The 24,028-nt window shown below is 72.6% G+C and carries 20 protein-coding genes; 8 read left to right on the top strand and 12 right to left on the bottom strand.

Translation table 11 applies throughout. From position 1 onward, the window contains the following. Positions 1-79: 79 nt before the first annotated feature. Both ABZ851_RS23090 and ABZ851_RS23085 read right to left on the bottom strand, forming a co-directional pair. A complete protein-coding gene (locus ABZ851_RS23090; RefSeq protein WP_361130656.1) occupies positions 80-1,522 on the bottom strand; it encodes an amidase in 1,443 nt (480 codons plus the stop codon). Between the two features lie 242 nt (positions 1,523-1,764). Further along, positions 1,765-2,385: a hypothetical protein gene (locus ABZ851_RS23085; RefSeq protein WP_361130653.1), complete on the bottom strand. Its 621-nt coding sequence runs from the start codon at positions 2,383-2,385 to the stop codon at positions 1,765-1,767. A gap of 254 nt (positions 2,386-2,639) precedes the next feature. On the opposite strand from ABZ851_RS23085, the gene ABZ851_RS23080 reads away from it, so the two are divergent. Together ABZ851_RS23080 and ABZ851_RS23075 are read left to right on the top strand one after the other, a co-directional pair. Further along, entirely contained in the window at positions 2,640-5,459 is a 2,820-nt protein-coding gene (locus ABZ851_RS23080; protein WP_361130650.1) for a penicillin acylase family protein, read from the top strand. A 259-nt stretch (positions 5,460-5,718) separates the two neighbouring features. Beyond that, a complete protein-coding gene (locus tag ABZ851_RS23075; RefSeq protein WP_336054189.1) occupies positions 5,719-6,741 on the top strand; it encodes a LysR family transcriptional regulator in 1,023 nt (340 codons plus the stop codon). Between the two features lie 21 nt (positions 6,742-6,762). Here the strand turns inward: ABZ851_RS23075 and ABZ851_RS23070 are convergent, their stop codons facing one another. Together ABZ851_RS23070 and ABZ851_RS23065 are read right to left on the bottom strand one after the other, a co-directional pair. Beyond that, entirely contained in the window at positions 6,763-8,097 is a 1,335-nt protein-coding gene (locus tag ABZ851_RS23070; protein ID WP_361130647.1) for an MFS transporter, read from the bottom strand. 103 nt (positions 8,098-8,200) lie between these two features. Beyond that, on the bottom strand, positions 8,201-9,478 hold the full coding sequence (locus ABZ851_RS23065) for a DUF1343 domain-containing protein (RefSeq protein ID WP_361130644.1): 1,278 nt from the start codon (positions 9,476-9,478) through the stop codon (positions 8,201-8,203). A gap of 244 nt (positions 9,479-9,722) precedes the next feature. Here ABZ851_RS23065 and ABZ851_RS23060 point away from each other — a divergent pair, with 244 nt between their 5' ends. The 4 genes from ABZ851_RS23060 to ABZ851_RS23045 all read left to right on the top strand — a co-directional run bounded on the left by ABZ851_RS23060 (position 9,723) and on the right by ABZ851_RS23045 (position 13,877). Next, the gene (locus tag ABZ851_RS23060; protein WP_361130641.1) at positions 9,723-10,496 is read left to right on the top strand and encodes an SDR family oxidoreductase; all 774 of its coding nucleotides are present in this window, start codon (positions 9,723-9,725) and stop codon (positions 10,494-10,496) included. Between the two features lie 123 nt (positions 10,497-10,619). Then, positions 10,620-12,281: an AMP-binding protein gene (locus ABZ851_RS23055; protein ID WP_361130638.1), complete on the top strand. Its 1,662-nt coding sequence runs from the start codon at positions 10,620-10,622 to the stop codon at positions 12,279-12,281. A gap of 25 nt (positions 12,282-12,306) precedes the next feature. Then, the gene (locus tag ABZ851_RS23050) at positions 12,307-12,912 is read left to right on the top strand and encodes a TetR/AcrR family transcriptional regulator (protein ID WP_129297164.1); all 606 of its coding nucleotides are present in this window, start codon (positions 12,307-12,309) and stop codon (positions 12,910-12,912) included. Positions 12,913-13,256: 344 nt separating this feature from the next. Then, positions 13,257-13,877, top strand: a complete 621-nt coding sequence (locus ABZ851_RS23045; RefSeq protein WP_361130635.1) for a methyltransferase domain-containing protein — start codon at positions 13,257-13,259, stop codon at positions 13,875-13,877. Here ABZ851_RS23045 and ABZ851_RS23040 read toward each other — a convergent pair. The 8 genes from ABZ851_RS23040 to ABZ851_RS23005 form a co-directional block, all read right to left on the bottom strand. Continuing rightward, a complete protein-coding gene (locus ABZ851_RS23040) occupies positions 13,865-14,506 on the bottom strand; it encodes a MerR family transcriptional regulator (protein WP_361130632.1) in 642 nt (213 codons plus the stop codon). The genes ABZ851_RS23045 and ABZ851_RS23040 overlap by 13 nt on opposite strands. A 136-nt stretch (positions 14,507-14,642) precedes the next feature. Beyond that, positions 14,643-15,875, bottom strand: a complete 1,233-nt coding sequence (locus ABZ851_RS23035) for an acyl-CoA dehydrogenase family protein (RefSeq protein ID WP_361130629.1) — start codon at positions 15,873-15,875, stop codon at positions 14,643-14,645. Positions 15,876-15,882: 7 nt separating this feature from the next. Next, positions 15,883-16,935 (bottom strand): phosphotransferase family protein, encoded by a 1,053-nt coding sequence (locus ABZ851_RS23030; RefSeq protein WP_361130626.1) that lies wholly within the window; start codon positions 16,933-16,935, stop codon positions 15,883-15,885. 222 nt (positions 16,936-17,157) lie between these two features. Beyond that, positions 17,158-18,129, bottom strand: a complete 972-nt coding sequence (locus ABZ851_RS23025) for an MBL fold metallo-hydrolase (protein ID WP_361130623.1) — start codon at positions 18,127-18,129, stop codon at positions 17,158-17,160. A gap of 169 nt (positions 18,130-18,298) precedes the next feature. Continuing rightward, on the bottom strand, positions 18,299-18,661 hold the full coding sequence (locus tag ABZ851_RS23020) for a DUF202 domain-containing protein (RefSeq protein WP_361130620.1): 363 nt from the start codon (positions 18,659-18,661) through the stop codon (positions 18,299-18,301). 233 nt (positions 18,662-18,894) lie between these two features. Then, positions 18,895-19,305 (bottom strand): DUF202 domain-containing protein, encoded by a 411-nt coding sequence (locus ABZ851_RS23015; RefSeq protein ID WP_336054178.1) that lies wholly within the window; start codon positions 19,303-19,305, stop codon positions 18,895-18,897. A 43-nt stretch (positions 19,306-19,348) separates the two neighbouring features. Then, positions 19,349-19,882 (bottom strand): NUDIX domain-containing protein, encoded by a 534-nt coding sequence (locus tag ABZ851_RS23010; RefSeq protein WP_361130617.1) that lies wholly within the window; start codon positions 19,880-19,882, stop codon positions 19,349-19,351. Positions 19,883-19,993: 111 nt separating this feature from the next. After that, positions 19,994-20,887: a DMT family transporter gene (locus tag ABZ851_RS23005; protein ID WP_088796934.1), complete on the bottom strand. Its 894-nt coding sequence runs from the start codon at positions 20,885-20,887 to the stop codon at positions 19,994-19,996. A gap of 206 nt (positions 20,888-21,093) precedes the next feature. Here ABZ851_RS23005 and ABZ851_RS23000 point away from each other — a divergent pair, with 206 nt between their 5' ends. Together ABZ851_RS23000 and ABZ851_RS22995 are read left to right on the top strand one after the other, a co-directional pair. After that, a complete protein-coding gene (locus tag ABZ851_RS23000) occupies positions 21,094-22,749 on the top strand; it encodes an FAD-binding dehydrogenase (RefSeq protein WP_361130612.1) in 1,656 nt (551 codons plus the stop codon). Between the two features lie 307 nt (positions 22,750-23,056). Then, positions 23,057-24,028: a tetratricopeptide repeat protein gene (locus ABZ851_RS22995; protein ID WP_361130724.1), complete on the top strand. Its 972-nt coding sequence runs from the start codon at positions 23,057-23,059 to the stop codon at positions 24,026-24,028.

Below are 24,028 nucleotides of genomic sequence, written 5' to 3'. Positions count from 1 at the left end.
GCGCCCGTCCCGGTCGTGGTGCCCCACGGCTCGGCAGCGCCCGCCCCACGGCAGGGCGGGCGCGGGTGTGGCGGCGGTGTCACCACATGGCCGGCGTGCGGTCCGTCCACGGGCGGGCCTGCTCCAGCTGTGCCGACAGCGCGATCAACGTGGCCTCGTCGCCGTAGCGCCCGGCCAGCATCACCCCGATCGGCAGCCCCTCGGCGTTCCACTGCAGCGGGACGCTCACCGCGGGCTGACCGGTGGCGTTGTAGAGCGCGGTGAACGGTGTGAAGGCGCCGATGGCGGCGAACTCGGCCTCGGGATCGGCGTCGTTGCGCAGCGCGCCGACCGGCACCGGGGGCGCGGCCAGCGTGGGCGAGAGGATCACGTCGTAGCCGGTGCCCGGCGGCATCAGGCCGTCCGCGATGGACTGGGCGAGGAGCCGGAACGCGTACATCGAGCGTGCGAAGTCGGGACCGGAGACCTCGGCGCCGCGGGCGCGCAGTGAGCGGGTGAGCGGCATCAGCAGCTCCTCGCGCTCCGGCGGTACGGGGCGGCTCGCGGCGAGCACCGACCAGACACGGGTGAAGGCGAGCAGGATGCCGTCGTCGGCCGGCAGGGACAGCTCCTCGACCTCGTGGCCGAGCGTGGTCAGCAGGGCGGCGGTGTCGGTGGTGGCGGTGCGGCAGTCGGAGTGGACTTCGAGGCCGGGGACGGGCGGCTCGGTGAGGCAGGCGATCCGCAGCCGTCCGGGGTCGCGGCGGGCGTGGGTGGCGAAGGTCTCGCCGGGCGGCAGCGGCGGCGCGGCGAACGGATCGCCGGGCATCGGGCCCGCCATGACGTCCAGCAGGGTGGCCGCGTCCGCGACCGTACGGGCCAGGGGGCCCGAGGTGGCCAGGCCCGAGATGTCGTGGAGCAGCGGGCCGCCGCTGATCCGGCCGCGGCTGGGCTTGATGCCGAACAGCCCGCAGACGGAGGCCGGGATACGGACCGAGCCGCCGCCGTCGCTGGCGTGCGCGAGCGGTGCCAGGCCGCCGGCCACGGCCGCGGCCGCCCCGCCGCTGGAGCCGCCCGCCGAGCGCTCCGGGTCCCACGGGGTGCGGGCGGGCGGCGCCAGGTCGTTCTCGGTGTAGCACGGCAGCCCGAATTCGGGGGTGTTGGTCTTGCCGAGCAGGATCGTGCCGCCCGCCCGCAGCTTGTGGACCACATGGTCGTCGACGGTCGGCACATGCCCGGCCAGCGCCCGGGAACCCATCGTGCAGCGCACCCCGGCGACCTGGTTGAGGTCCTTCACGGGTACGGGGACGCCGTGCAGCGGCGGGAGCGCACGGCCCTCCCGGCGGGCCGCGGTGGCCTCGCTCTCGGCGTCCGAGGCCTGCTTGCGGGCGGTCTCCGGGGTGCGGGTGAGGAACGCGCCGAGTGAGTCGTCGAGCCGCTCGATCCGCGTCAGATAGTGCTCGGTGAGCTCCACGGGGGAGAGCTCGCCCGACCGGATCTTCTCGGCCTGTTCGAGCGCGGTCAGATCGTGCAGGTCGGCCATGGACGTCCAGCCTCTCCTCAGGGTGCCCGCACGGCCCTGGTGCCGTACGGGCGGGAGGGCCGGCGCCGGCCGGGTCCGATGCCGGTGCGGGGGCGGCCCGTGAACAGTTGTTTCAGGTGGAGGGGTGGCTCGTAAAGGCCGGGGGAGGGGGAGGCCGCCCGCGGCCGGACGAGAGCGCGCCTGGGTCGGACGAGGGCGGACGGGAGGGCGGCGCAGCCCGTTCGCCCCCGCCCCGGCCCCGGTCAGGCCGCCGCGAACGCCCCCGCCTCGTGCACCCGTACCCGGCCCGCCGTGGTCAGCGCCTCGTGCGTCAGCACGGACAGCGGGGCCAGCACCCCGCACTGCCGGCAGGCCGGCCCGGGTGCCGGTGCGTCCACCGCATCCGGGAGCCAGGCGAAGCGGGTGCCGCCGCACACCGGGCAGTCGCGGCGCGGCCGTCCCGCTTCCATCGCCACGATCATGCGGCGCAGCACCACCGCGAGGCGGGCCGCGGGGTGGCGCTGCGGTGACTCGCACGGCACGATGTCGCAGCCGCCCCAGGTCCGCCGGTGCCATTCGTCGATCGCGCCGGGCTGCCGGATGCCGTCGTGTTTCTCCTTGCGGCGCCGGGCGGCGAACTCTTCCTCGTACGCGAGCCAGAGCGTGCGGGCCTCTTCCAGCTCGGCGAGCGCGGCCATCAGCCGCTCCGGATCGGGGTCACGGTCCTGGGTCGCGATACCGGCCCGGGTGCACAGGTGGTGCCAGGTCGCCCGGTGCCCGTAAGGGGCGAAGCGTTCAAGGCACTTGCGCAGGGCCGTGCGCCGCTGAGCCGCGACGAGTCGTGGATTGCGGACCTGTTCTGCGAGGGCTCTGAAACCGGCCATTTCATCCCACCTCCGTGGGGAGGATCCGACTGAACGGAGATGGGACGTAGTCGATCACCAACTGGATCCCTCGAACTTTCTTGCGGTTTCCGGGGCGATGTTCCGGCTTTCCGGGGCGGCCCTGGCGCAAACTCCCGCCGCAAGAACAAAAGTTGACTGTTGTTCATCTTCCGGTCAGGGATAACCGGCGGTAACGTCCCGCCCGCCCTCCCCCTCGCTCGTGACGGGCAGGGGACCCCCAGCGAGGAGCAGGAATGCGACGACGTACCGGAAGGCTCAGGACTGCCGCCACGGCGGCCCTGTTCGCCTTGGGTGCCATGCTCTTGGCACCGCCCCCCACCGCGGCCGCGGCCGCCGCACCGAACGACGACTACTGCCAGGGCCAGTGCGCCGACATCCTGCCGCCCGGCGCCACCGGCAACGCCACCTTGGTGGAGATCCTCGGCAACAAGCTGTTCGGCACCCACCCCGAGCACTCCACCGACCAACTCGGCCCGTACGGCGCGCTGGCGAGTGGCTACCAGTCGCTCACCGACGACACCCTCACCACGTTCTTCAACGACGCCTCCTTCGGCGTCCCCCAGGACCAGGTCGGCAAGGTCAGCACACCTCGCAACGATGTGACCATCACCCGGGACAAGAAGACCGGGGTGCCGCACATCAAGGGCACCACCCGCTACGGCACCGAGTTCGGCGCCGGCTACGCCGCGGGCCAGGACCGGCTCTGGCTGATGGACCTCTTCCGCCACATCGGGCGCGGCGAACTGACCTCCTTCGCCGGCGGCGCCCTCGCCAACCAGGGCCTGGAGCAGCAGTTCTGGCCGCAGGCGCCGTACACCGAGGCCGATCTCCAGGCCCAGGTCGACAACATCCGCGACTCCAACGGCGAGCGCGGCAAGCTGGCCATGCAGGACGCCCAGGCCTACGTCGACGGCATCAACGCCTACCGCGAACAGTCCAAGAACGGCCGCTACTTCCCCGGCGAGTACGTCCTCACCGGCCATGTCGACGCCATCACCAACGCCGGTGAGATCCAGCCCTTCAAGCTCACCGACCTGATAGCCCTCGCCTCCGTCGTCGGCGGTCTCTTCGGCAACGGGGGAGGCGGCGAGGTCCCGTCGGCCCTCGCGCTGCTCTCCGCCCAGCAGAAGTACGGCGTCGAGAAGGGCACCCAGGTCTGGGAGTCCTTCCGGGAGCGCAACGACCCCGAGGCCGCCAAGACGCTGCACGACGGCAGCAGCTTCCCGTACGCGGTCAAGCCGGCCAAGGCCAAGGGCACCGCACTGCCCGACCGCGGCTCGGTGACGGCCGAGCCGCTGGTCTTCGACCGCACCGGCGCGGCCACCGTCAAGAGCGGGACACCGCCGCGGGACCCGGTCAAGGCCCCGAAGAAGTACAGGAAACTGGAAGGCCTCTTCAAGGACGGGGTGCTGCCCAAGGGGAGCTTCGACCCCACCCAGCACCGCGGGATGTCCAACGCCCTGCTGGTCTCCGGCAAGCACTCCGCGAGCGGGCACCCGGTCGCCGTCTTCGGCCCGCAGACCGGCTACTTCGCGCCGCAGCTCCTGATGCTCCAGGAGATCCAGGGGCCCGGCATCAGCGCCCGCGGCGCCTCCTTCGCCGGCGTGGGGATGTACGTCCAGCTCGGCCGCGGCCAGGACTACTCCTGGAGCGCCACCTCCGCCGGCCAGGACATCACCGACACCTACGCCGTGGAGCTGTGCAACGCGGACGGCTCCGCGCCCACCAAGGACTCCACCTCCTACCGCTACCGCGGCGCCTGCGTCCCCATGGAGAAGCTGGAGCGCACCAACTCCTGGAAGCCCACCGTCGCCGACCCGACGGCGGCCGGCTCCTACCGGATGCAGGTCTTCCGGACGAAGTACGGGACCGTCACCCACCGCGCGGCCGTCGACGGCAAGCCCGTCGCCTACACCGCGCAGCGCTCCACCTACCGCCACGAGGCCGACTCGATCATCGGCTTCCAGATGTTCAACGACCCGTCCTACGTCCGCGACGCCAAGACGTTCCAGCAGGCCGCCGAGCACATCGGCTACGCCTTCAACTGGTTCTACGCCGACTCCCGTGACATCGCGTACTACAACAGCGGCCTCAACCCGGTCCGCAACCCCGACGTCGATCCCGCACTGCCCATCAAGGCGGAGGACGCCTACGAGTGGAAGGGCTACGACCCGGACACCAACACCACCGACTACACCCCGCCCGCCCAGCATCCGCAGTCCGTCGACCAGGACTACTACATCTCGTGGAACAACAAGCAGGCCAAGGACTACGACTCGGCCGGCTTCGGCAACGGGTCGGTGCACCGCGGCAATCTGCTGGACGACCGGGTGCGCGCACTGACCGGGAAGGGCGGGGTGACCCGGGCCTCGCTGACCCGCGCCATGTCCGAGGCCGCCGTCACCGACCTGCGCGGCGAGGACGTGCTGCCCGGACTCCTGCGGGTCCTGGGCAGCAAGCCCGTCACCGACCCCCGGCTGAAGACCGCGGTCCAGCAGCTGGAGGCCTGGCGCAAGGACGGTGCCCAGCGCCGCGAGACCGCCGCGGGCTCGCACGCCTACACCCACCCCGACGCCGTACGCCTGATGGACGCCTGGTGGCCGCTGATGATCGACGCGGTCTTCAAGCCGGGGCTGGGCGGCGATCTCTACGACGCGCTGCGGGCCAATCTCGGCATCGACGAATCCCCGTCCGCCGGCCACGGCCCGACCGGGGCACACGCCGGATCGGCCTTCCAGTACGGCTGGTGGAGCTACGCGGACAAGGATCTGCGGTCGGTGCTCGGCGACAAGGTGGCCGGCCCGCTCGCGCAGCCGTACTGCGGCAACGGTGACCTGTCCGCCTGCCGCGACACCCTGCTGGCCACGCTCCAGCAGGCGGCCGGGAAGACGGCCGAACAGGTCTACCCCGGCGACGCCAGCTGCAAGGCCGGCGACCAGTGGTGCGCGGACGCGATCATCCACCGCGCGGTGGGCGGTCTGACCCACGAGACCATCAGCTGGCAGAACCGGCCGACCTACCAGCAGGTGGTGGAGTTCCCGGCACACCGATAGCACCGATAACACCGGCAGCAGGAGCACGGAACGGCCAGGCCCCGGGGCTGCACCACCGCCCCGGGGCCTTCGCGCGCCCACCGGGTGCTCCGCCGTCCCCCTCCCGTGACGGGAAGCCCGGACTCCGCTACCGGGAAGCCCGGACTCCGCTACCGGGAAGCGCGAACTCCCCTACCGGGAAGTCCGACTGGCCGCCGGGCCGGAATTCCGCGGGGTTATGCTGCAGGGTTCTGAAGTCCAGGGAATGGGAAAGCGAGGCATGGCCTTGTCAGGTCCGCAGCAGTACCCGACGGAGCTGCTGGATACCACCATGGACCAGCTGCGCACGCTGATCGTCGTCCACGAGGCGGGCACCGCGCTGGGCGCCGCGCGGCGACTGGGGCGCGAACAGTCCAGTGTGCAGAAGCAGCTGGACACCATGAACCGCACCTTTGCCGCGCTGTGCGGCGAGGAACTGGTCCTCAAGCAAGGACGGGGCCAGGACGCCCTGTTCACCGCGACCGGCGAGGCGCTGGTCGAGCTGGCGCGGCGCACGCTGGGGGAGTGGTCGGACGGGGTGCGCGACGCCCGCCGCCGGCTCGGCCGGACGCTCTCCGTCGGCACCACCCGCTACACCCTCGGCTTCCTGCTGGACGCGGTGGAACGCGTCGCCGAGGACTATGAGCGCGACGACGTCGACCTGAAGGTCACCCATGTCCGCACCGGCGACCTCTTCACCAAGCTGCGCACCAAGGAACTCGACCTGGTCTGCGGCAGCGTCGTGGTCACCCAGGGCGACGAAGCGGAAGTGCTGGCTCCGTACGAGGTCATGGAGTGGCGGCGCAGCGGGCTCTCCCTGCTGACGAACCTGCCGCCGGAACGGCTCCCCGGCACCTCCTTCGGCGCCCACGACCTGCCCCGGCTGCCGCTGGTCGTCTCGACGCGCGGCCTGATCAGCCGTTTCCTGACCTCCTGGTACGGCCCCGACTACCGGAACAAGCTGTCCGTGGCGGCCGAGATCGAGGCCGCGCACTACGGCTTCGAACTGCTGCGGTCGGGAGTGGTCAGCGGGGCGATGCTGGTCACCCGGGGCATCGGGGAGGCCGCCGCGGACGGCCGCCTCCCGGAAGCCGGCGGGCTGCGCACCCTGGAGATCGTCGGGGAGGTGGGGCCCCGGACCGAGGTGCTGGTCGGCGTCTTCACCCGCCGCGGCGAGCGGGACTCCTACGCACCCGGACACCCCCTCAACCTCCTGTGGGAGGCGCTGTCCAGGGAGAGCGGGCGATGGTGGCTGAGCTCGTGAGCGCGCGGCGTCACCGGTGCCTCAGACCAGGTCCCGCTCCCGGGTCTCCGGCAGCGCCAGCACGCACAGCAGCGAGACGACCGCCATCGCGCTGACGTACCAGCCCACCGAGGCCGATCCGTACGCCGACTGGAGCCGGGTGGCGACCAGCGGGGCCACCGCGCCGCCGAGGACGCCGCCCAGGTTGTAGGCCAGCGAGGCGCCCGAGTACCGCACCCGCGTACCGAACAGCTCCGGCAGGTACGCGCCCATCGGGCCGTACACCACCCCCATGCAGAACAGCGCGCCGCCGATGCCGAGGGCGATCAGCACCGGCGCCCCGGTGTCCAGCAGCGGGAAGAGCACCAGCCCCCACACGACCGCGAGGGCGCTCCCGGCGAGGATCAGCTTGCGGCGCCCGGCACCGTCGGAACGGGTGGCGGCGAGCCAGGTCCCGGCGGCCAGGAACAGGCAGGCGACGAGGGAGAGCCCCAGCATGGTGTTGCGGGAGATGCCGAGGCCGGCGGTGGCGTAGGACAGGCAGTAGGTCGTCGCGGTGTAGAAGAGGCCGTACGCGACGATCATGCCGCCCGCGCCCAGCAGCAGTTCGCGCGGATGACGGCGCAGCACCTCGACGGCGGGCACCTTGCTCGCCTCCTGGGCATCCAGCACCTTCGCGAACACCGGCGTCTCACTGATCTTCAGCCGTACGAACAGCCCCACACCGACCAGCAGGAACGACAGCAGGAACGGCACCCGCCAGCCCCACGAACGGAACGCCGCGTCATCGAGCACGGACGACAGCAGCCAGAACACCCCGGTCGCCGCGAAGAACCCGACGGACGGCCCGAGTTGCGGGAAGGCCGCATACAGCCCGCGGCGCCCGCGCGGCGCATGCTCGACCGCGAGCAGCGCGGCCCCGCCCCACTCGCCGCCCAGGCCGATGCCCTGCAGGAAGCGCAGCACGAGCAGCAGCAACGGTGCCCACACGCCCCAGGTGCCATAGCCCGGGAGCAGCCCCACGCACGCCGTCGAGAGCCCCATCAGCAGCAGCGAGACGACCAGGACGGACTTGCGGCCCACCCGGTCACCGAAGTGGCCGAAGAGCACCGAGCCCAGCGGCCGTGCCGCGAACGCCACCGCGTAGGTGGAGAAGGATGCGAGGGTGGCGTTGACCGGGTTGAGCGTCGGGAAGAACGCCTGGTTGAGGACGAGCGCGGCGGCCGTCCCGTAGATGTAGAAGTCGTAGAACTCGATGGCCGTCCCGATGAACGAGGCCACCGCCACCCGGCGCAGGCTCTCACCGCCGCCGGCTTCCTCCGCCGTCTTCGGCGGAGCGTCCGCTGATCCCTGTGCTGCTGTCGCGTCGCTGCTCACCAGCGCACTTTCCGGCCCGGTGGAGCGGCCGGTCAAGAGCGCAACGGGCCCGTCTCGGTTGGTGAGACCGGGGCGGGCCCGGGCCGCGGTCGGCCCAACGCCCCTACGTGTAGCGCAAATACGGCTTCCGCAGGGCGCGGAAGCGGGCGAGGTTCTCCCGCCAGGCGGCGACGATCTCGTCCGTCCCCGCGCCCGCGTCGATCATCTTCCGGACGGTCGAGGAGCCGGTCAGCCGGTCGATGCCGTTGTCGGGACGCCAGGCGAAGCCGCTCCAGACCCGCTTCGCGGTCACCAGGAGGCCGATGCCGGTACGTACCGGGTCGAACGCCTCGCGGTCGTGGACGTGCAGCTGGACGCCCCCGATCGTCTTGCCCTGGAACTTGGAGAAGGTGGGGGCGAAGTAGGCCTCCCGGAAGTGGACGCCGGGCAGGCCCAGTCCGGTGGCGGCCGCGGACCAGCGGCGGTCGATGCCCTCCGCGCCCAGCAGCTCGAAGGGGCGGGTGGTGCCGCGCCCCTCGGAGAGGTTGGTGCCCTCGAAGAGGCAGGTGCCGGAGTAGACCAGGGCGGTGTCGGGCGTGGGCATGTTGGGGCTCGGCGGCACCCAGGGCAGGCCGGTGGCGTCGAAGAAGTCGGTGCGCCGCCAGCCGGTCATCCGCACGGTCTCCAGCTCCACCGGGCGCCCGGCCGCCTGCGGCACGAACTCGCCGTTGAACAGCAGCGCCAGCTCCGTCACCGTCATCCCGTGTGCCTGCGCGATCGGCTCCCGGCCGATGAACGAGGCGTACGCCTTGTCGAGCACCGGGCCGGTGGCCGAGCGGCCGGTGACCGGATTGGGCCGGTCGAGGACGACGAAGCGCTTGCCGGCGAGCGCCGCCGCCACCATGCAGTCGTACAGCGTCCAGATGTAGGTGTAGAACCGCGCGCCCACGTCCTGGATGTCGAAGACGACGGTGTCCACACCGGAGGCGCCGAAGATGCCGGCGAGATCCCTGCCGCTCTTGTTGTACGTGTCGTAGACGGGCAGTCCGGTGGCCGGATCGTCGTAGCGGCCCTCGGAACCGCCGGCCTGCGCGGTACCGCGGAAGCCGTGTTCGGGGCCGAAGACGGCGGTCAGCCGCACCCGTTCGTCGGCGTGCATCACATCCACGATGTGCCGCAGGTGCCGGGTGACGCCGGTGGGGTTGGTGACGATGCCCACCGTGCGGCCGTCCAGCAGGCGGTAGCCGTCGGCGGACAGCCGGTCGAAGCCGGTGTGCACCCGCCGGCCGCCGCCATGCGCGGGGTCCGCCGCCTGCGCGGGCCCCGCACCCGTGGCCAGTGCCGCGCCGGCCGCGCCGGCCGTCGCCAGCCGCCCGAGCAGAACGCGTCTCGACAGAGCCATCCGCACACCTCCGTGATCAGGGAATCAACCTCAACCGGGTACGTGTCGTGTGCACGCTAGCCCGCTCCGGGGCAGGGCGGAATGGACCCGCCCGGTGCGGCGGACTCCTCCTTATGGACGCGGCGGGTGCGGCGCGGACTCTTCCGCACGGACCCGGCGCCGGTACGGCAAGGGCTCTTCCGCCGGGACATACCGACTGGTTAGTCTGCCTCCGTCGCATCGACACGACCGAGGGAGACCCAGGGTGGCAGCCGTACGGGACAAGACCGTTGTCGTGACCGGGGCGGGCGGGGGGATCGGCGCCGCGCTGGCCCGCCGGTTCGCCGCCGAGGGCGCCCGGGTCGTGGTCAACGACCTCGACGAGGCCAAGGCGGCGAAGACCGCCGGGGAGATCGGGGCGATCGCGGTCGCCGGCGACGCCTCCGCCGTCGTCCCGGCCGCACGGGCGGCGCTCGGCGGCGGCATCGACATCTTCTGCGCCAACGCCGGGGTGGGGACCGGCGGCGGGCCCGAGGCGTCCGACGAGGACTGGACGCTGGCCTGGGACGTCAACGTCATGGCACATGTCCGGGCCGCGCGGGAGCTGCTGCCCGAGTGGCTGGAGCGCGGCAGCGGACGCTTCATCTCCACGGTCTCCGCCGCCGGCCTGCTCACCATGGTGGCCGCCGCCCCGTACAGCGTCACCAAGCACGGCGCCTACGCCTTCGCCGAATGGCTCTCGCTGACCTACCGGCACCGCGGCATCGACGTCCACGCCATCTGCCCGCAGGGCGTCCGCACCGACATGCTGGCCGCCACCGGTGCCGCCGGGGACCTGGTCCTGACGCCCACGGCCGTGGAACCCGAGGACGTCGCCGACGCCCTGTTCGCGGCGATGGCCGAGGGCCGCTTCCTGGTCCTGCCGCACCCCGAGGTCGCGGACTACTACACCGCGCGGGCGGCGGACCCCGACCGCTGGCTCGGCGGGATGAACCACCTCCAGCGGAAGTTGGAGCAGACCGAGGGCGGCCGCTCGTAGGGCCACCGCCGGCGCAGGGTGGCGGAGCCGGGCCGGACCGGCGCATCACCGCCACCCCGCGTCACCCGTGCGCTTCCCCCGCAGGGATGATTCAGGCGATCAGGAAGAAAGGGCCGCACCCCGATGACCTCCTACCAGGACATGCCGTGGCTGGCACAGCTCACCGACGCCCAGCGCGCCCCCGTCCAGCCGCCCCCTTCGACGCTGCACGCCTTCCGGGCCGCGGTCGGCCGCGTCCCCGACCGTACGGCGCTCGCCTACTTCGACGGCCGGCTGTCCTACGCGGAGACCGACGCGCTCTCCGACGGCATCGCCGCGCACCTCGCCGAGCGCGGCTTCCGGCGCGGCGACCGGGCCGCGGTCATGCTGCAGAACACCCCGCACTTCGTGCTCGCCCTGCTCGGCGTGTGGAAGGCCGGCGGGGTGGTGGTGCCGGTCAACCCCATGTACAAGTCCGCCGAAATGCGGCACATCCTGGACGACGCCGAGGTCACCGCCGTCATCTGCGCCGACCGCACCTGGGACGGCTTTCTGCGGGCCACCGCCGCCGAGGCGCCGTCCGTACGGATCGCGCTCACCGCCTGGGAACGGGACCTGCAGACCCGCGACGACCGGCGGGTGCTGCGCGGTGACCGGCTCGGCCCGCAGGAGGGCGCCGACGACCTGCTGACCGTCGCCCGCACGGCGGGGAGGATACGCGCCGTGCCCACCGACCCGGAGCTCACCGCCGACGACCTGGCGCTGATCAGCTACACCTCCGGCACCAGCGGCACCCCCAAGGGCGCCACCAACACCCACGGTAACGTCATCTACAACGCCGAACGCCAGCGCGCCGGCCTGGGCCTGCCCGACGGGGCCACCTACTTCGCCCTCGCCCCGCTCTTCCACATCACCGGCATGGTCTGCGAACTGGCCGCCTGCGTCGCAGGCTCCGGCACCCTCGCGCTCGCCTACCGCTTCGACGCCGGTGTCGTCCTGGACGCCTTCCTGGAGCACCGCCCCGCCTATACGGTCGGGCCCTCCACCGCCTACATGGCGCTGATGGCCCACCCCGAGGCCACCCGCGACCACTTCGCGTCCTTCAGGACCATGTCCTCGGGCGGTGCGCCGCTGCCGCCCGCCCTCGTCGAGAAGTTCCGCACCGACTTCGGGCCGTACCTCCACAACGGCTACGGCCTGACCGAGTGCACCGCCCCCTGTGCCAGCGTCCCGCCGGGCCGCGAGGCACCGGTCGACAAGGTCTCCGGCACGCTCGCCGTGGGCGTCCCCGGCCCCGACACCCTCGTGCGGATCACCGACGAGAGGGGCCGCGACCTCCCGTTCGGCGAACAGGGCGAGATAACGGTCCGCGGCCCCCAGGTCGTCCCCGGCTACTGGCGCCGCCCCGACGCCACCGCCGAGGCCATCCCGGACGGCGAGCTGCGCACCGGTGACATCGGTTTCATGGACGCCGGCGGCTGGCTGTACGTCGTCGACCGCAAGAAGGACATGATCAACGCCTCCGGGTTCAAGGTCTGGCCCCGCGAGGTCGAGGACGTCCTCTACAGCCATCCGGCGGTGCGCGAGGCGGCGGTCGTGGGGGTGCCCGACGCCTACCGCGGCGAGTCGGTCAAGGCCTATGTCAGCCTGCGCCCCGGCACGTCCCCGGAACCCGCCGAGCTGGCCGCTTACTGCAAGGAACGGCTCGCGGCGTACAAATATCCCCGTGCGGTGGAGATCCTGGCCGAGCTTCCGAAGACCACGAGTGGCAAGATCCTCCGACGGGAGCTGCGCCACCGCGCATGACGAGCACGAAGGACAGGTGAGGGCGATGGCCGGCACGAAGGACGGCAACGGCAACGGCGGTGCGAAGCCGGTGGCCCAGCGGCTGCTGGCCACCGCCACCAGGCTCTTCGCCGAGCAGGGCTACGACCGCACCTCCGTCCAGGAGATCGTCGATGCGGCGGGCGTCACCAAGGGCGCCCTGTACCACTACTTCGGTTCCAAGGAGGATCTGCTCCACGAGGTCTACGGCCGGGTCCTGCGACTCCAGCAGGAGCGGCTGGACCACTTCGCCGGCGCCGACGCGCCGGTGGAGCAGCGCCTGCGGGACGCCGCCGCCGATGTGGTCGTCACCACCATCGAGAACCTCGACGACACCAAGATCTTCTTCCGCTCGATGCACCAGCTCAGCCCGGAGAAGGACAAGCAGGTACGTGCCGAACGGCGCCGCTACCACGAGCGGTTCCGGGCCCTGGTCGAGGAGGGGCAGCGCACCGGCGTCTTCGCCGCCGACATCCCCGCCGACCTCGTCGTGGACTACCACTTCGGCTCCGTGCACCACCTGGGCACGTGGTACCGCGAGGACGGACCGCTCAGCCCGCAGCAGGTCGCCGATCACCTGGCGGACCTGCTGCTGCGCGCCCTGCGGCCGTAGAGGTTTTCCGGCGCGCACCGCACGCGACGTGCGCCGCCCCTACCGGCCCGCCGCGGTGTTCCGTTGGCCACACGCGCGGGAGTGACGTTCCTCACATGTCGTCACCCTGCGTGTCGGACCGGCCACATCGAGGCGGTCCGGGCCGCCTCCCGGCGCGCCCCCCGCGGGCCTTCACCGCATCTTCAGGAATTTGTTGGATTGCGCGCAGGGCCTGTGGGAATGCGCTCACGGGCAAGGACACTCAAGGGGTGGTTACGGCTCGGGGCTGTCCTCATCCGCCGTCCGTAACTTACGGTATCGATAGTTCTGCTATCACTACCGATGTGGGTGGCCTTGTGGCTGAAGTGACGCTGTTTCTCCGGGAGTACGCACGGACGCGCCGGGAGGTGGGCGCGATTGCTCCGAGCAGTCCCCGGCTCGGCAAGGCCCTGACCCGCTACCTCGTCCCCAGCCCCGGCCGCTCCCGCGCGGTCCTGGAGGTGGGGCCCGGCACCGGCGCGGTGACCCGCCACATCGCCGACGCGCTGGGCCGCGAAGACACCCTCGACCTGGTCGAGGCCAACCCGCGGTTCGTCGACATCCTGCACGGCGCCTACGGCAGCGACCCCCGGCTGCAGTTCCTCACCGGCCTGGTGCAGGAGCACGAACTCGGCACCTACGACACGATCGTCTGCGGCCTGCCGTTCGCGAACTTCGACGCCCCGACCACCACGGACATCTTCGACCGGCTGCTCGGCGCCCTGCGGCCCGGCGGCACGCTCTCCTTCTTCGGCTACGTCGGCGGGGCCACGGTCCGCCGCACGTTCAGCGGCCCGGCCAACCGGGTCCACGCCCTCGACGGCCAGAACGCGCTGCGCCGCATACTCGACCGGCACACCTTCCGTACCGAACTGGTGCTGGGCAACCTGCCGCCGGCCCGGGTGCATCACCTCGTCCCGGCCGGCGAGCCCGTTCAGAGCGTCTGAGACCGTTCCCGCACCCGCCGGGCCACGTCCTCCTGGGCGATACGCCGCAGCGCGGCCATCGCGGTGTCGCCCAGTACGGTCCCGAGCACCGCACCCTCGATCTGGGCGTCGAGGCTCGGGACCCCGTCGAACGCCGCCAGCTCGGCGGCGGCCAGGGATCCGGCGGCCTGCGCGTACCGGTCGAGCAGGCCCAGCAGCTCGCTCTGGTCGAGCTCGTGATAGGCCACCACGACCTGCACCAGCGTCCGCCACCCCGGATTCTCCGGCCGCACCGCCCAGTCGTGCCGCCGCACCAGCTCCGCGACCTCACGCTCGGCGCGCTCCCACATCTCGTCGGTGCCCCGCTCGGCGGCCACCTTGCTGACCGCCGACTGCGCGGTCCCGAGCATGCCCTGCGGGGTGGTGCCCGGAGAGTCGATGCCGGCCAGCACCTCGGCGGCCGCCGCGATGGACAAGCCGCCCACTTCGGTCAGCGCCCGGATCAGCTTCAGCCGCCGGATGTGCGATGCGGCGTACTGGACCTGGTTCGGACTGATGCGCTCGCCCGGGGGCAACATGCCTTCCCGGGTGTAGTACTTGATCGACGGAACCGGCACCCCGGTCCGCCGCGCCAGTTCTCCGATACGCATCCCCCGAGGATAGCCGCGGGGGCCGCACGCCCGGGGCCCGCTCCGACCGGTGGACAAGCGGCCCGGCTCACGGCGTACGCAGGCCGGGCCCGAGGTCCCCACCCCCTCGGGCCCGGCATGATCGGGCAGACACCCCCTACAGGTAGCGCTTCAACTCGCGGCGCGCCAGTGACCGTTGGTGCACCTCGTCGGGGCCGTCCGCCAGCTGGAGCGTGCGGGCGCCGGCCCACAGCTCCGCCAGCGGGAAGTCCTGGCTGACGCCGCCCGCGCCGTGCAGCTGTACCGCCTTGTCGAGGATGTCCACGACGGTGCGCGGGGTGGCGATCTTGATGGCCTGGATCTCGGTGTGCGCGCCCTTGTTGCCGACGGTGTCCATCAGCCAGGCGGTCTTCAGCACCAGCAGCCGCAGCTGCTCCACCGCCACCCGGGCGTCCGCGATCCACTCCTGCACCACGCCCTGCTGGGCCAGCGGCTTGCCGAACGCCGTACGGGTCACCGCACGGCGGCACATCAGCTCGATGGCGCGCTCGGCCATGCCGATCAGCCGCATGCAGTGGTGGATCCTGCCGGGGCCGAGCCGCGCCTGGGCGATGCCGAAGCCGCCGCCCTCCTCGCCGATCAGATTGCTCGCCGGCACCCGTACGTCGTGGAACACCACCTCGGCGTGGCCGCCGTGGTAGTGGTCCTCGTAGCCGTAGACCTGCATGGCGCGCCTGACCTCCACGCCGGGTGTGTCCCGCGGGACCAGGATCATCGACTGCTGGCGGCGGAGGTCCGGGCCGTCCGGGTCGGTCTTGCCCATCACGATGAAGATCTGGCACAGCGGGTTCATCGCGCCGGAGATGTACCACTTGCGGCCGTTGATGACATAGTCATCGCCGTCGCGCGCGATGTGCGTCTCGATGTTGGTGGCGTCCGAGGAGGCCACCTCCGGCTCGGTCATCGCGAACGCCGACCGGATCTCACCGGCCAGCAGCGGCGCCAGCCACTGCTTCTGCTGCGCCTCGTTGCCGAACTGCGCCAGCACCTCCATGTTGCCGGTGTCCGGAGCCGCGCAGTTCAGCGCGGTGGGCGCCAACTGAGGGCTGCGGCCGGTGATTTCGGCCAGCGGGGCGTACTGGAGGTTCGTCAGCCCGGCGCCGTGCTCCGCGTCCGGCAAGCTGTGCTCGTCCACAAAGAACAGGTTCCACAGCCCCTGCCGCCGGGCCTCGGCCTTCAGCTCCTCGACGATCGCCGGGGTGTCCCACGGTGAGGCGAGCGCGGCCCGCTGTTCATGGGCGGTCCGCTCGGCGGGGTACACGTGCTCGTCCATGAACGTCAGGAGCCGTGCGCGCAGTTCCTCGGTCCGGGCGTCGAATGCGAAGTCCATGGGTGCCTCAGCCTTCCTTGAGGGTGGTGAGTCCGTGGTCGATGAAGACGGGGACGAGCTCGCCGATCCGGTCGAACCCGGCGCCGACGGTCTGGCCGAGCGTGAAGCGGTAGTGGATGCCCTCGAGGATCACGGCGAGCTTGAACCAGGCGAACGCCGTGTACCAGGCAATGGCGGAGGTGTCCCGGCCGGAGCGGGCGGCGTAACGCTCGATCAGCTCGCCCGGCGAGGGGTGCCCGGGGGCGCCGCTGGTGGTGCTCACCGGCGACTGCGGCAGGCCCAGGTCCGAGCTGTACATCGCCAGCAGGCCGAGGTCGGTCAGCGGATCGCCGAGCGTGGACATCTCCCAGTCCAGGACGGCCTTGAGGGTGTCGTCGGACCCGATCAGGACGTTGTCGAGGCGGTAGTCGCCGTGGACGACGGTGGGGGCGGGCGAGGCGGGCAGCGCCCGGCCCAGCCTCTTGTGCAGCTCGTCGATCCCCGGCAGGTCACGGTTCTTCGACGCGCTCAACTGCTTGCCCCAGCGGCGCAGCTGGCGCTCCAGGAAGCCCTCGGGACGGCCGAAGTCGCCGAGCCCGGCCGCCTCGGGGTCCACCGCGTGCAGGTCCACGAGCGTGTCCACCAGGGAGAGCACCACGGCCCGGGTGCGCTCGGGCCCGAGCGGGGCCAGCTGGCCGGCCGTGCGGTAGGGCACGCCCTCGACCAGCTCCATCACGTAGAAGGGTGCGCCGATGACCGACTCGTCCTCGCACAGCAGCAGCGCCTCGGGCACCGGCACCGGTGTCTCGTGCAGGGCGCTGATGACCCGGTGCTCGCGCCGCATGTCGTGCGCGGTGGCCAGCACATGGCCGAGCGGCGGCCGGCGGACGACCCAGGAGGCGGCACCGTCGGTGACGCGGTAGGTGAGGTTGGACCGCCCGCCCTCGATCAGCCGGGCCCGCAGCGGGCCGCCGGCCAGCCCCGGCCGCTCCCGGCCCAGATGCTCGCGCAATCGCTCCAGGTCGAGGCCGGGAGGATCCTCCTGGTCCTGGGGCTGCGGGGGAGGGGTGCCCTTGCTCATCGTGCTCCTCCGTACGGAGTGGACGGCCGGTCGGCCGATCGGTTGCAGCACGATCATGCCGACTAGTCGGTATGGCGTCCAGTGCCGGGCCGTGGGGCGTGGGTCACGCGGGGATTTTTCCGCCACGCTCGCGGTCCCGACGCGCCCGGCTGCCCCGACGCCGGCCGTCCATGGCCCCGTCGCGCCCGGCCTCCCCTCAGGCCCCCGCCCGCAAGGCCGTGGTCAGGCGTGACACGCCACCGGCACCCCGCCGTTCATCACCGTCATATCGCCGAACCCGGCCCCCACGTCGAGCGGCGCGCCCGGCGCGGTGCCCGCCAGCTCCGCGTACGCCCGGTGCAGGTTCGCCACCAGCCGCTCGCTCTCGGCCAGCTCCGCGAACGGGCCGAGGTCCGCCTCCCGGGCCACCTCCAGCGGCGTACGCCCGGCTGCCCGGCCCTCCTGCGCCAGCCGGCCGACGAACCGCAGGTAGCGCTCGATGCCGTCGTACACCTCGGGGCCGGTCACCGGGCCGTGCCCGGGGACGACGGTGACCGCGTCCAGGGTGCGCAGCAACTCCAGCGCCCGCAGCGATCCGGCCAGCGACCCCATGAAGACGAACGGGGTGCCGCCGTGGAAGACCAGGTCCCCGGCGAAGACGATGCGCTGCCGGGGCAGCCAGACGACGGTGTCGCCGGTGGTGTGTGCCACGCCGGGGTGGATCAGCCGCACCTCGATGTCCCCGACGTGCAGGGCCAGCTCGTCGGTGTAGGTGACCTCGGGCGCCGTCAGACGGATGTCGCCGTACTCCACCTCGGGCCACACCGCGTGCAGCTGCTGCCCGGCGGCCAGCAGCTCACGGCGGCAGGAGGCGTGCCCGATGACCGTCGCCTCGGGTGCGAAGACGCAGTTGCCGTAGGTGTGGTCGCCGTGGTGGTGCGTGTTGACCACCATGCGGGGCGCGGGCGCGCCGCTCTCGGCGATCCGGCGGCGCAGCAGGCGCGCCCGGCGCTCGGTGGCGGCGGTGTCCACGACCAGGGTGGCGTCCCCGTCGGTGACGAAGCCCGCGTTGTTCAGGCACCAGCCGCCGTCCGGCTGGATGAAGGCGTGGACCCCGGCGGCCAGTTCGGTGAGGTAGGGCTCGGCGGCCGGTGCCTCCGAGGTGTGTGCTGCCGGGGTCTGTGCCGGCGTGTTCCGTGCTGCCGAGTCGCCCATGCGGGTGTGTCTCCTCGTCCGGTGGTCCCTCATTTCCCGCTGCCGGAGCGGGAGTCGGTCCCGACCCGGGACGGCGGGGGGTCGCGTCACCGTACCTCTGCCACCCGCCGTGCCCGGCGCCGCACCCCGGCGCCGCACCCCGGCCCAATGCCCTGGCTCAGGCCCCGGCTCAGTGCCCCGGCCGTGCCAGGATCACCGCGCCGCACAGCGCCAGCCCGAGGGTGCAGCCGACCAGCAGCAGGGCCGTCCGCGGAGGCAGGCCCGGCGGCCGGCCGGTGACCATCGCCCGCATCCGCCGGTGCGCGAGCGCCACGAACGCGATCCACAACACGCCGGTCAGCGCCGCCAGAGCCACCTCCACCGGCCCGGGGGCGGCGCTGTGCAGCAGCTGACGGGCGGCCAGCACCGCCATCGCGGTGGCGGACAGCGTGGTACGCCGCCACGCCATCCTGGTCCGCTCCGGCTGCAGCCCGGGGTCCCGGTCGGGGGCCGGACGCGGCGGCCCGGCGCCCGGGGGCACGTCGCCCGTCATCGGCTAGGGGGTGTCGTTTGGATCATGGTGGATCAGGGAGCGGGGTCTGGTGCGTGCGATCGCAAGGCGGAGGAGGGAGTCGACGCGGAGCGGTTGGGGACTCCCCTGCTCGAGCGGAGCCGAGAGCTTGGGGAAGAGTGACGACAACGCGGATGGGGGTCCCCCCGCGCCGTTCAGGCGTGGGGGAGTGCGTGCCAGGCCCCGCGAGCCCGCCATGATCCGAACGATACCCCCTAGGTGGTCCGGCCCAGGAGGACCAGCACGACCACCGCCACCGCCAGGACGCCGACGCTCAGCGCCAGCGCCGTGGGGAAGCGGCTGACCGGCAGGTCCTCGCCGCGCCGCATCGCGCGCTCGCAGCGCACCCAGTGACTGACCGCCCGCAGTGCACACAGCGCGCCGCCCACCAGCAGGACGACGGTGAAGGTCACCCGCAGCCCCTGGTGCAGCCGGGGCAGGAACTGGTCCACCGCGAAACCGCCGCCGACCAGCGCCAGCCCGGTGCGCAGCCAGGCGAGGAAGGTGCGCTCGTTGGCGAGCGAGAAGCGGTAGTCGGGGGTCGTGCCCTCCTCGCGGACCCGCGCGGGCGAGAACCACAGCCGTACGGCAGCGCCGGCCGACCGCAGTGCCTCGGTAAGGATCATGGCCGAAACCCTATCGGCCGGCCGGTGCCCTGCCCGGGGCGCATCAGACGTCCCCCGCCTCCCGCCGGGCCAGCAGCTGCCGGTACGCGGCGAGCCCGTCCGGCGTCCACGGCCACTCGTCCAGCCGCCGGGCCAGCTCCTCCTCGGTCAGGAACGCGAACCAGTCGATCTCCGACTCCTGCGGGGCGACCGGCAGGGTGCAGCGCACCTCGTAGACCGCGGACCACCAGGTGTGCTCGGCCGTCTCGTAGAGGAACTTGAACAGCGGCCGGGGCGGCTCCAGCCCCTGGACGCCCAGCTCCTCCTCGGCCTCGCGCAGCGCCGCCCGGTCGTAGGTCTCGCCGGTGCCGAGCACCCCGCCGACGAACATGTCGTAGTGCGAGGGGAAGACGAGCTTCTGCGGGGTGCGGCGGTGGACGAAGATCCGGTCCGCTTCGTCCCGGGCGAGGACGAAGGCGCAGCGGGTGCGCATCCTGCGGGCGTAGGTCTCGCCGCGTGGGGCCTGCCCCACGACCTGATCGTTCTCATCGACGACGTCGAGGATTTCGTCCGCGTTGAGCGGTTGCTGATCGGCCATGGCAGCCATGCAACCACCCGGGACCCGGGCGCGGCCCACCGGGCGACGGTTTGCGGGCGGCGGTCCGCGGGGGCGGCCGGCACCGCGGGGGAGCGGCCCGGGGCGCCCTCCTCAGTGCGGCTGCAGCTCCCGTACGTCCTCGCGCCGGCCGGACCCCGGTGGCATCGCCGGATGGCTGCCGATCAGCACGATGCCCGCGACGACGGCCACGATCCCGGCCACCTCCCACGCCAGCGCCCCCGGCGTCACCCGCAGCTGGTCGCCGAGGAACCCCACCCCGCAGGCGATGCCGGCCAGCGGCTGGGCGGCGGTCAGCGCGGGCAGCGAGAGCCGCAGCGGCGCCGACTCGAAGGCGCTCTGTACGAGCACCAGCGCCAGCACCCCGAGCACCACGATGGCGTACGGCTGCCAGCTGGTGACCAGGGCCGACCAGCCGCCCTCGCCGAAGTGCTCCCCGCTGATCCGGGTCAGCGCGTCCTGCAGCCCGTATATCAGGCCCGCCGCGATCCCCAGCAGGGCGGCCTCCAGGCTCACATGCACCCGCTCGCGCTTGGCGACCGCCGCCAGCAGCAGCGCGGTGCCCAGCACCATGCCCATGATCAGCCACTGCCACAGATGATCCGTGCTGCGCTGCCCGCCCTGGGGGCGCCCGGCCACGATGAAGGCCGTCACCCCGCCCGCCAGCAGCCACAGCCCGGCCCAGCCGCTCCGGCCGAGCCGCTGCCGGGTCAGCCGCCGCGACAGCGCCATCGCGAACAGCAGGTTGGTCGCCAGCAGGGGCTCCACCAGAGTGATGTCGCCCATCCCCAGCGCCATCGCGCCGAGCGCCATCCCGACCACCATCAGACCGATACCTGCCAGCCACAGCGGCATCCGCACCAGATCGAGCAGCAGCCGCACCGAGAGGTAGTCCTTCATCGGGGCGTGCTGTGCCGCGGCCTGCTGAAACACGAAACCGAGTCCCAGACAGCAGGCCGCTCCAAGGGCGAGCAGTATCACCGTCACGTCGCACCTCGTATCGGGGGCGGGGGATGCGCCTGAGGATAGTCACCAGGCGGCGGGCGTGGGGTGGCCCTCGTCATCGACCATTCTCCCGCGCGCCTTGGTGTACTGCGCGGTAACCCGGTGGTTGACGCGGCAGTCGGGTGCGCTGAGGATCGTTCCACCAGGCGGCCGGGGCGCCCGGCGTGCCCCGTTGAGGAGTGGCTGAGATGGCGTACGACGCTGATGTGATCGTGATCGGAGGGGGGCTCGCGGGCCTGGCGGCCACCGCGGAACTGGTGGACGCCGGACGGAAGGTGATCCTCCTCGACCAGGAGCCCGAGCAGTCCCTCGGCGGACAGGCCCACTGGTCCTTCGGCGGTCTCTTCCTGGTGGACTCCCCCGAACAGCGCCGGCTGCGCATCCGCGACAGCCGTGAGCTGGCCTGGCAGGACTGGCTGGGCACGGCCGGCTTTGACCGGCCCGAGGACCGCTGGCCGCGCTCCTGGGCCGAGGCCTACGTCGACTTCGCGGCCGGCGAGAAGCGCTCCTGGCTGCGCCGGCAGGGCGTACGGCTCTTCCCCGTCGTCGGCTGGGCCGAACGCGGCGGCTACGACGCGACCGGCCACGGCAACTCCGTCCCCCGCTTCCACATCACCTGGGGCACCGGACCCGGGCTGGTGGCCCCGTTCGAACGCCGGGTGCGGGCCGGAGTCGCCCGCGGGCTGGTGGAGCTGCGCTTCCGCCACCGGGTGACCGGGCTGTCGCGCACCGCGGGGAGCGTGGACACGGTCAGCGGCGAGGTCCTGGAGCCCTCGGACGCCGAGCGCGGCAGGCCCAGCAGCCGCGAGGTGGCCGGCGCCTTCGAACTCAAGGCCCAGGCCGTGATCGTCACCTCGGGCGGTATCGGCGGCAATCACGAGCTGGTGCGCGCCAACTGGCCCGAACGGCTCGGCAAGCCTCCGCGGCGGATGCTGTCCGGAGTGCCCGCGCATGTGGACGGCAAGATGCTGGGCATCGCCGAGGCGGCCGGCGGCCGGATCATCAACCGCGACCGGATGTGGCACTACACCGAGGGCATCGACAACTGGAACCCGGTCTGGCCGCAGCACGGCATCCGGATCCTGTCCGGACCGTCCCCGCTGTGGCTCGACGCGCGCGGCAAACGGCTGCCGGTGCCGCTCTTCCCCGGCTTCGACACCCTCGGCACCCTCGAACACATCATGCGGACCGGCCATGACCACACCTGGTTCGTCCTCACCCAGAAGATCATCGAGAAGGAGTTCACCCTCTCCGGCTCCGAGCAGAACCCCGATCTGACGGGCAAGAGCATCCGCGGCGTGCTGGGCCGGGCCCGGGCCGGCGCACCGGGGCCGGTGCAGGCGTTCATGGACCGCGGCGCGGACTTCGTCGTCGAGCGTTCGCTGACCGACCTGGTGCGTCGGATGAACGAACTGACCAAGAAGCCGCTGATAGCCGAGGAGGCGCTGCGCGACGCGATCGTGGCGCGGGACCGGGAGATCGCCCACTCCTTCACCAAGGACCTCCAGGTGACCGCGATCCGCGGGGCCCGCGCCTACCTCGGGGACCGCCTGATCCGCACCGCGGCACCGCACCGGCTGCTCGACCCCAAGGCCGGCCCGCTGATCGCCGTACGGCTGAACATCCTCACCCGCAAGACGCTCGGCGGCCTGGAGACCGACCTCTCGTCGCGGGTGCTGACCGACGGTGGCACACCCCTGCCCGGCGTCTACGCGGCGGGCGAGGCGGCCGGGTTCGGCGGCGGCGGGGTGCACGGCTACCGCTCGCTGGAGGGCACCTTCCTCGGGGGCTGTCTCTTCTCCGGCCGGACGGCGGGCCGGGCGGCGGCACGGGCGGTGTCCTGAAGGGGAGGGGCGGTGCGGGGGAGCGTGACGGGGGAGGGGGCTCGCCCCTCCTGCCGGGTTTCCGGTGGCCGGCCGCTCCCTTCGTATACGAAGCGAGAGGGGGCGGATCCGGCCATTCCCCTTCGCGCCTTGACGCGGAGCTCTGCGGGCCGCTTTGCTGTGCGTGATGACTGGTGCGGACCAAGTCGTCACCCTCTGTAGAGGTGCGCGGATCCGGTCCCCGCCCGCCGAGGACGACTCGGTGCGGTGAGACGGCCGGTGCGGCGCGCCGTGGAGCCCCTGATGGAGCCCCTGACCCGTGATTTCGATGTCGCCACCGATGCCGCCACCCCTCCGACGCGCCCGCCGCCCCGGCCCCCCGGTGCTCACCCCGGCCCTGGACGACGCCCAACTGGCCCTCGCGGCCGAGGCGTTGACGCTCGGCCAGTGGGCCAGGGTGCGTACCCTGCTCACCGGGACCGGTGCGCAGTGGGATCTGCGCGGCCACCGATTAACCGTCCTGGCCACCTGCCCCGGCAGCGCCGCCTGGGCCGGCGACTGGCTGCTCGCCGAACCGGACAGCGGTGACGCCGCCACCCTCCTGGCCCTCGCCACCGTCCATCTCGCGCTGCGCGGCGAGAGCGGTACCGGGGCCGCCGCCGAAGCCTGTGCCACCGCCGCCCGGATGCTGCCCGACGACCCCACCCCCTGGCTCGGCGCGCTGATCCTCGCCCGCCACACCGGCACCCCGGGCGAACGGGCCCACGCCTTCCACCAGGTGTGCGCCCGCCACCGCGACCACCATCACGCCCACCACCTCATGACGGCCGCCCTGGCCGAGCAACTGCCGGGCGTCGCCGACGATCCACGGCACCCGGTCCATGTCTTCGCGGCCCGCGCGGCGGCACGTGCCCCCGCCGACTCCCCGCTCGCCCTCCTCCCCGTCGTGGCGCACGCCGAGCGCTACCGCGTCCTCGCCGCCGCGGGCCTGGCTCCCTCCGACCCCGCGGGCTGGGGCCACTGGTCCACCCGGCGCGCCCGGCAGGTGCTGCAGGCCGCCGTCGACTGGTGGCTGGAATGGGAGGGCGAGGAACACCCGCGCCGCAAGATCGATCTCAACTTCCTCGCCCATGCCGCGTTCCACCAAGGGCGGACCGCCGAGGCCGCCACGCTGTTCCAGCGGATCGGTCCGCACGCCACACGCGCCCCGTGGTCGTACCCGGGCCGCGACGGCGCGGGGGCGTTCCGGGCCGCGCGGGCCACCGCACTGTGCCGTGCCCGGGAGGCCGCCGCCCCGTGA

Source organism: Streptomyces sp. NPDC047049, assembly GCF_040643995.1.
Lineage (GTDB): Bacteria > Actinomycetota > Actinomycetes > Streptomycetales > Streptomycetaceae > Streptomyces > Streptomyces mooreae.
The sequence above is the reverse complement of the archived record's forward strand: the minus strand, read 5'-3'. Positions and strand labels throughout refer to the sequence as shown.

Bases quoted from the DNA above. Each gene is read 5' to 3' on its own strand.
- ABZ851_RS23030 (WP_361130626.1), bottom strand. From the start codon at position 16,935: ATGAGCAAGGGCACCCCTCCCCCGCAGCCCCAGGACCAGGAGGATCCT.
- ABZ851_RS23090 (WP_361130656.1), bottom strand. From the start codon at position 1,522: ATGGCCGACCTGCACGATCTGACCGCGCTCGAACAGGCCGAGAAGATC.
- ABZ851_RS23085 (WP_361130653.1), bottom strand. From the start codon at position 2,385: ATGGCCGGTTTCAGAGCCCTCGCAGAACAGGTCCGCAATCCACGACTC.
- ABZ851_RS22995 (WP_361130724.1), top strand. From the start codon at position 23,057: ATGTCGCCACCGATGCCGCCACCCCTCCGACGCGCCCGCCGCCCCGGC.
- ABZ851_RS23040 (WP_361130632.1), bottom strand. From the start codon at position 14,506: ATGCGTATCGGAGAACTGGCGCGGCGGACCGGGGTGCCGGTTCCGTCG.
- ABZ851_RS23080 (WP_361130650.1), top strand. From the start codon at position 2,640: ATGCGACGACGTACCGGAAGGCTCAGGACTGCCGCCACGGCGGCCCTG.
- ABZ851_RS23015 (WP_336054178.1), bottom strand. From the start codon at position 19,305: ATGATCCTTACCGAGGCACTGCGGTCGGCCGGCGCTGCCGTACGGCTG.
- ABZ851_RS23065 (WP_361130644.1), bottom strand. From the start codon at position 9,478: ATGGCTCTGTCGAGACGCGTTCTGCTCGGGCGGCTGGCGACGGCCGGC.
- ABZ851_RS23035 (WP_361130629.1), bottom strand. From the start codon at position 15,875: ATGGACTTCGCATTCGACGCCCGGACCGAGGAACTGCGCGCACGGCTC.
- ABZ851_RS23020 (WP_361130620.1), bottom strand. From the start codon at position 18,661: ATGACGGGCGACGTGCCCCCGGGCGCCGGGCCGCCGCGTCCGGCCCCC.
- ABZ851_RS23000 (WP_361130612.1), top strand. From the start codon at position 21,094: ATGGCGTACGACGCTGATGTGATCGTGATCGGAGGGGGGCTCGCGGGC.
- ABZ851_RS23075 (WP_336054189.1), top strand. From the start codon at position 5,719: ATGGCCTTGTCAGGTCCGCAGCAGTACCCGACGGAGCTGCTGGATACC.
- ABZ851_RS23055 (WP_361130638.1), top strand. From the start codon at position 10,620: ATGACCTCCTACCAGGACATGCCGTGGCTGGCACAGCTCACCGACGCC.
- ABZ851_RS23010 (WP_361130617.1), bottom strand. From the start codon at position 19,882: ATGGCCGATCAGCAACCGCTCAACGCGGACGAAATCCTCGACGTCGTC.
- ABZ851_RS23050 (WP_129297164.1), top strand. From the start codon at position 12,307: ATGGCCGGCACGAAGGACGGCAACGGCAACGGCGGTGCGAAGCCGGTG.
- ABZ851_RS23025 (WP_361130623.1), bottom strand. From the start codon at position 18,129: ATGGGCGACTCGGCAGCACGGAACACGCCGGCACAGACCCCGGCAGCA.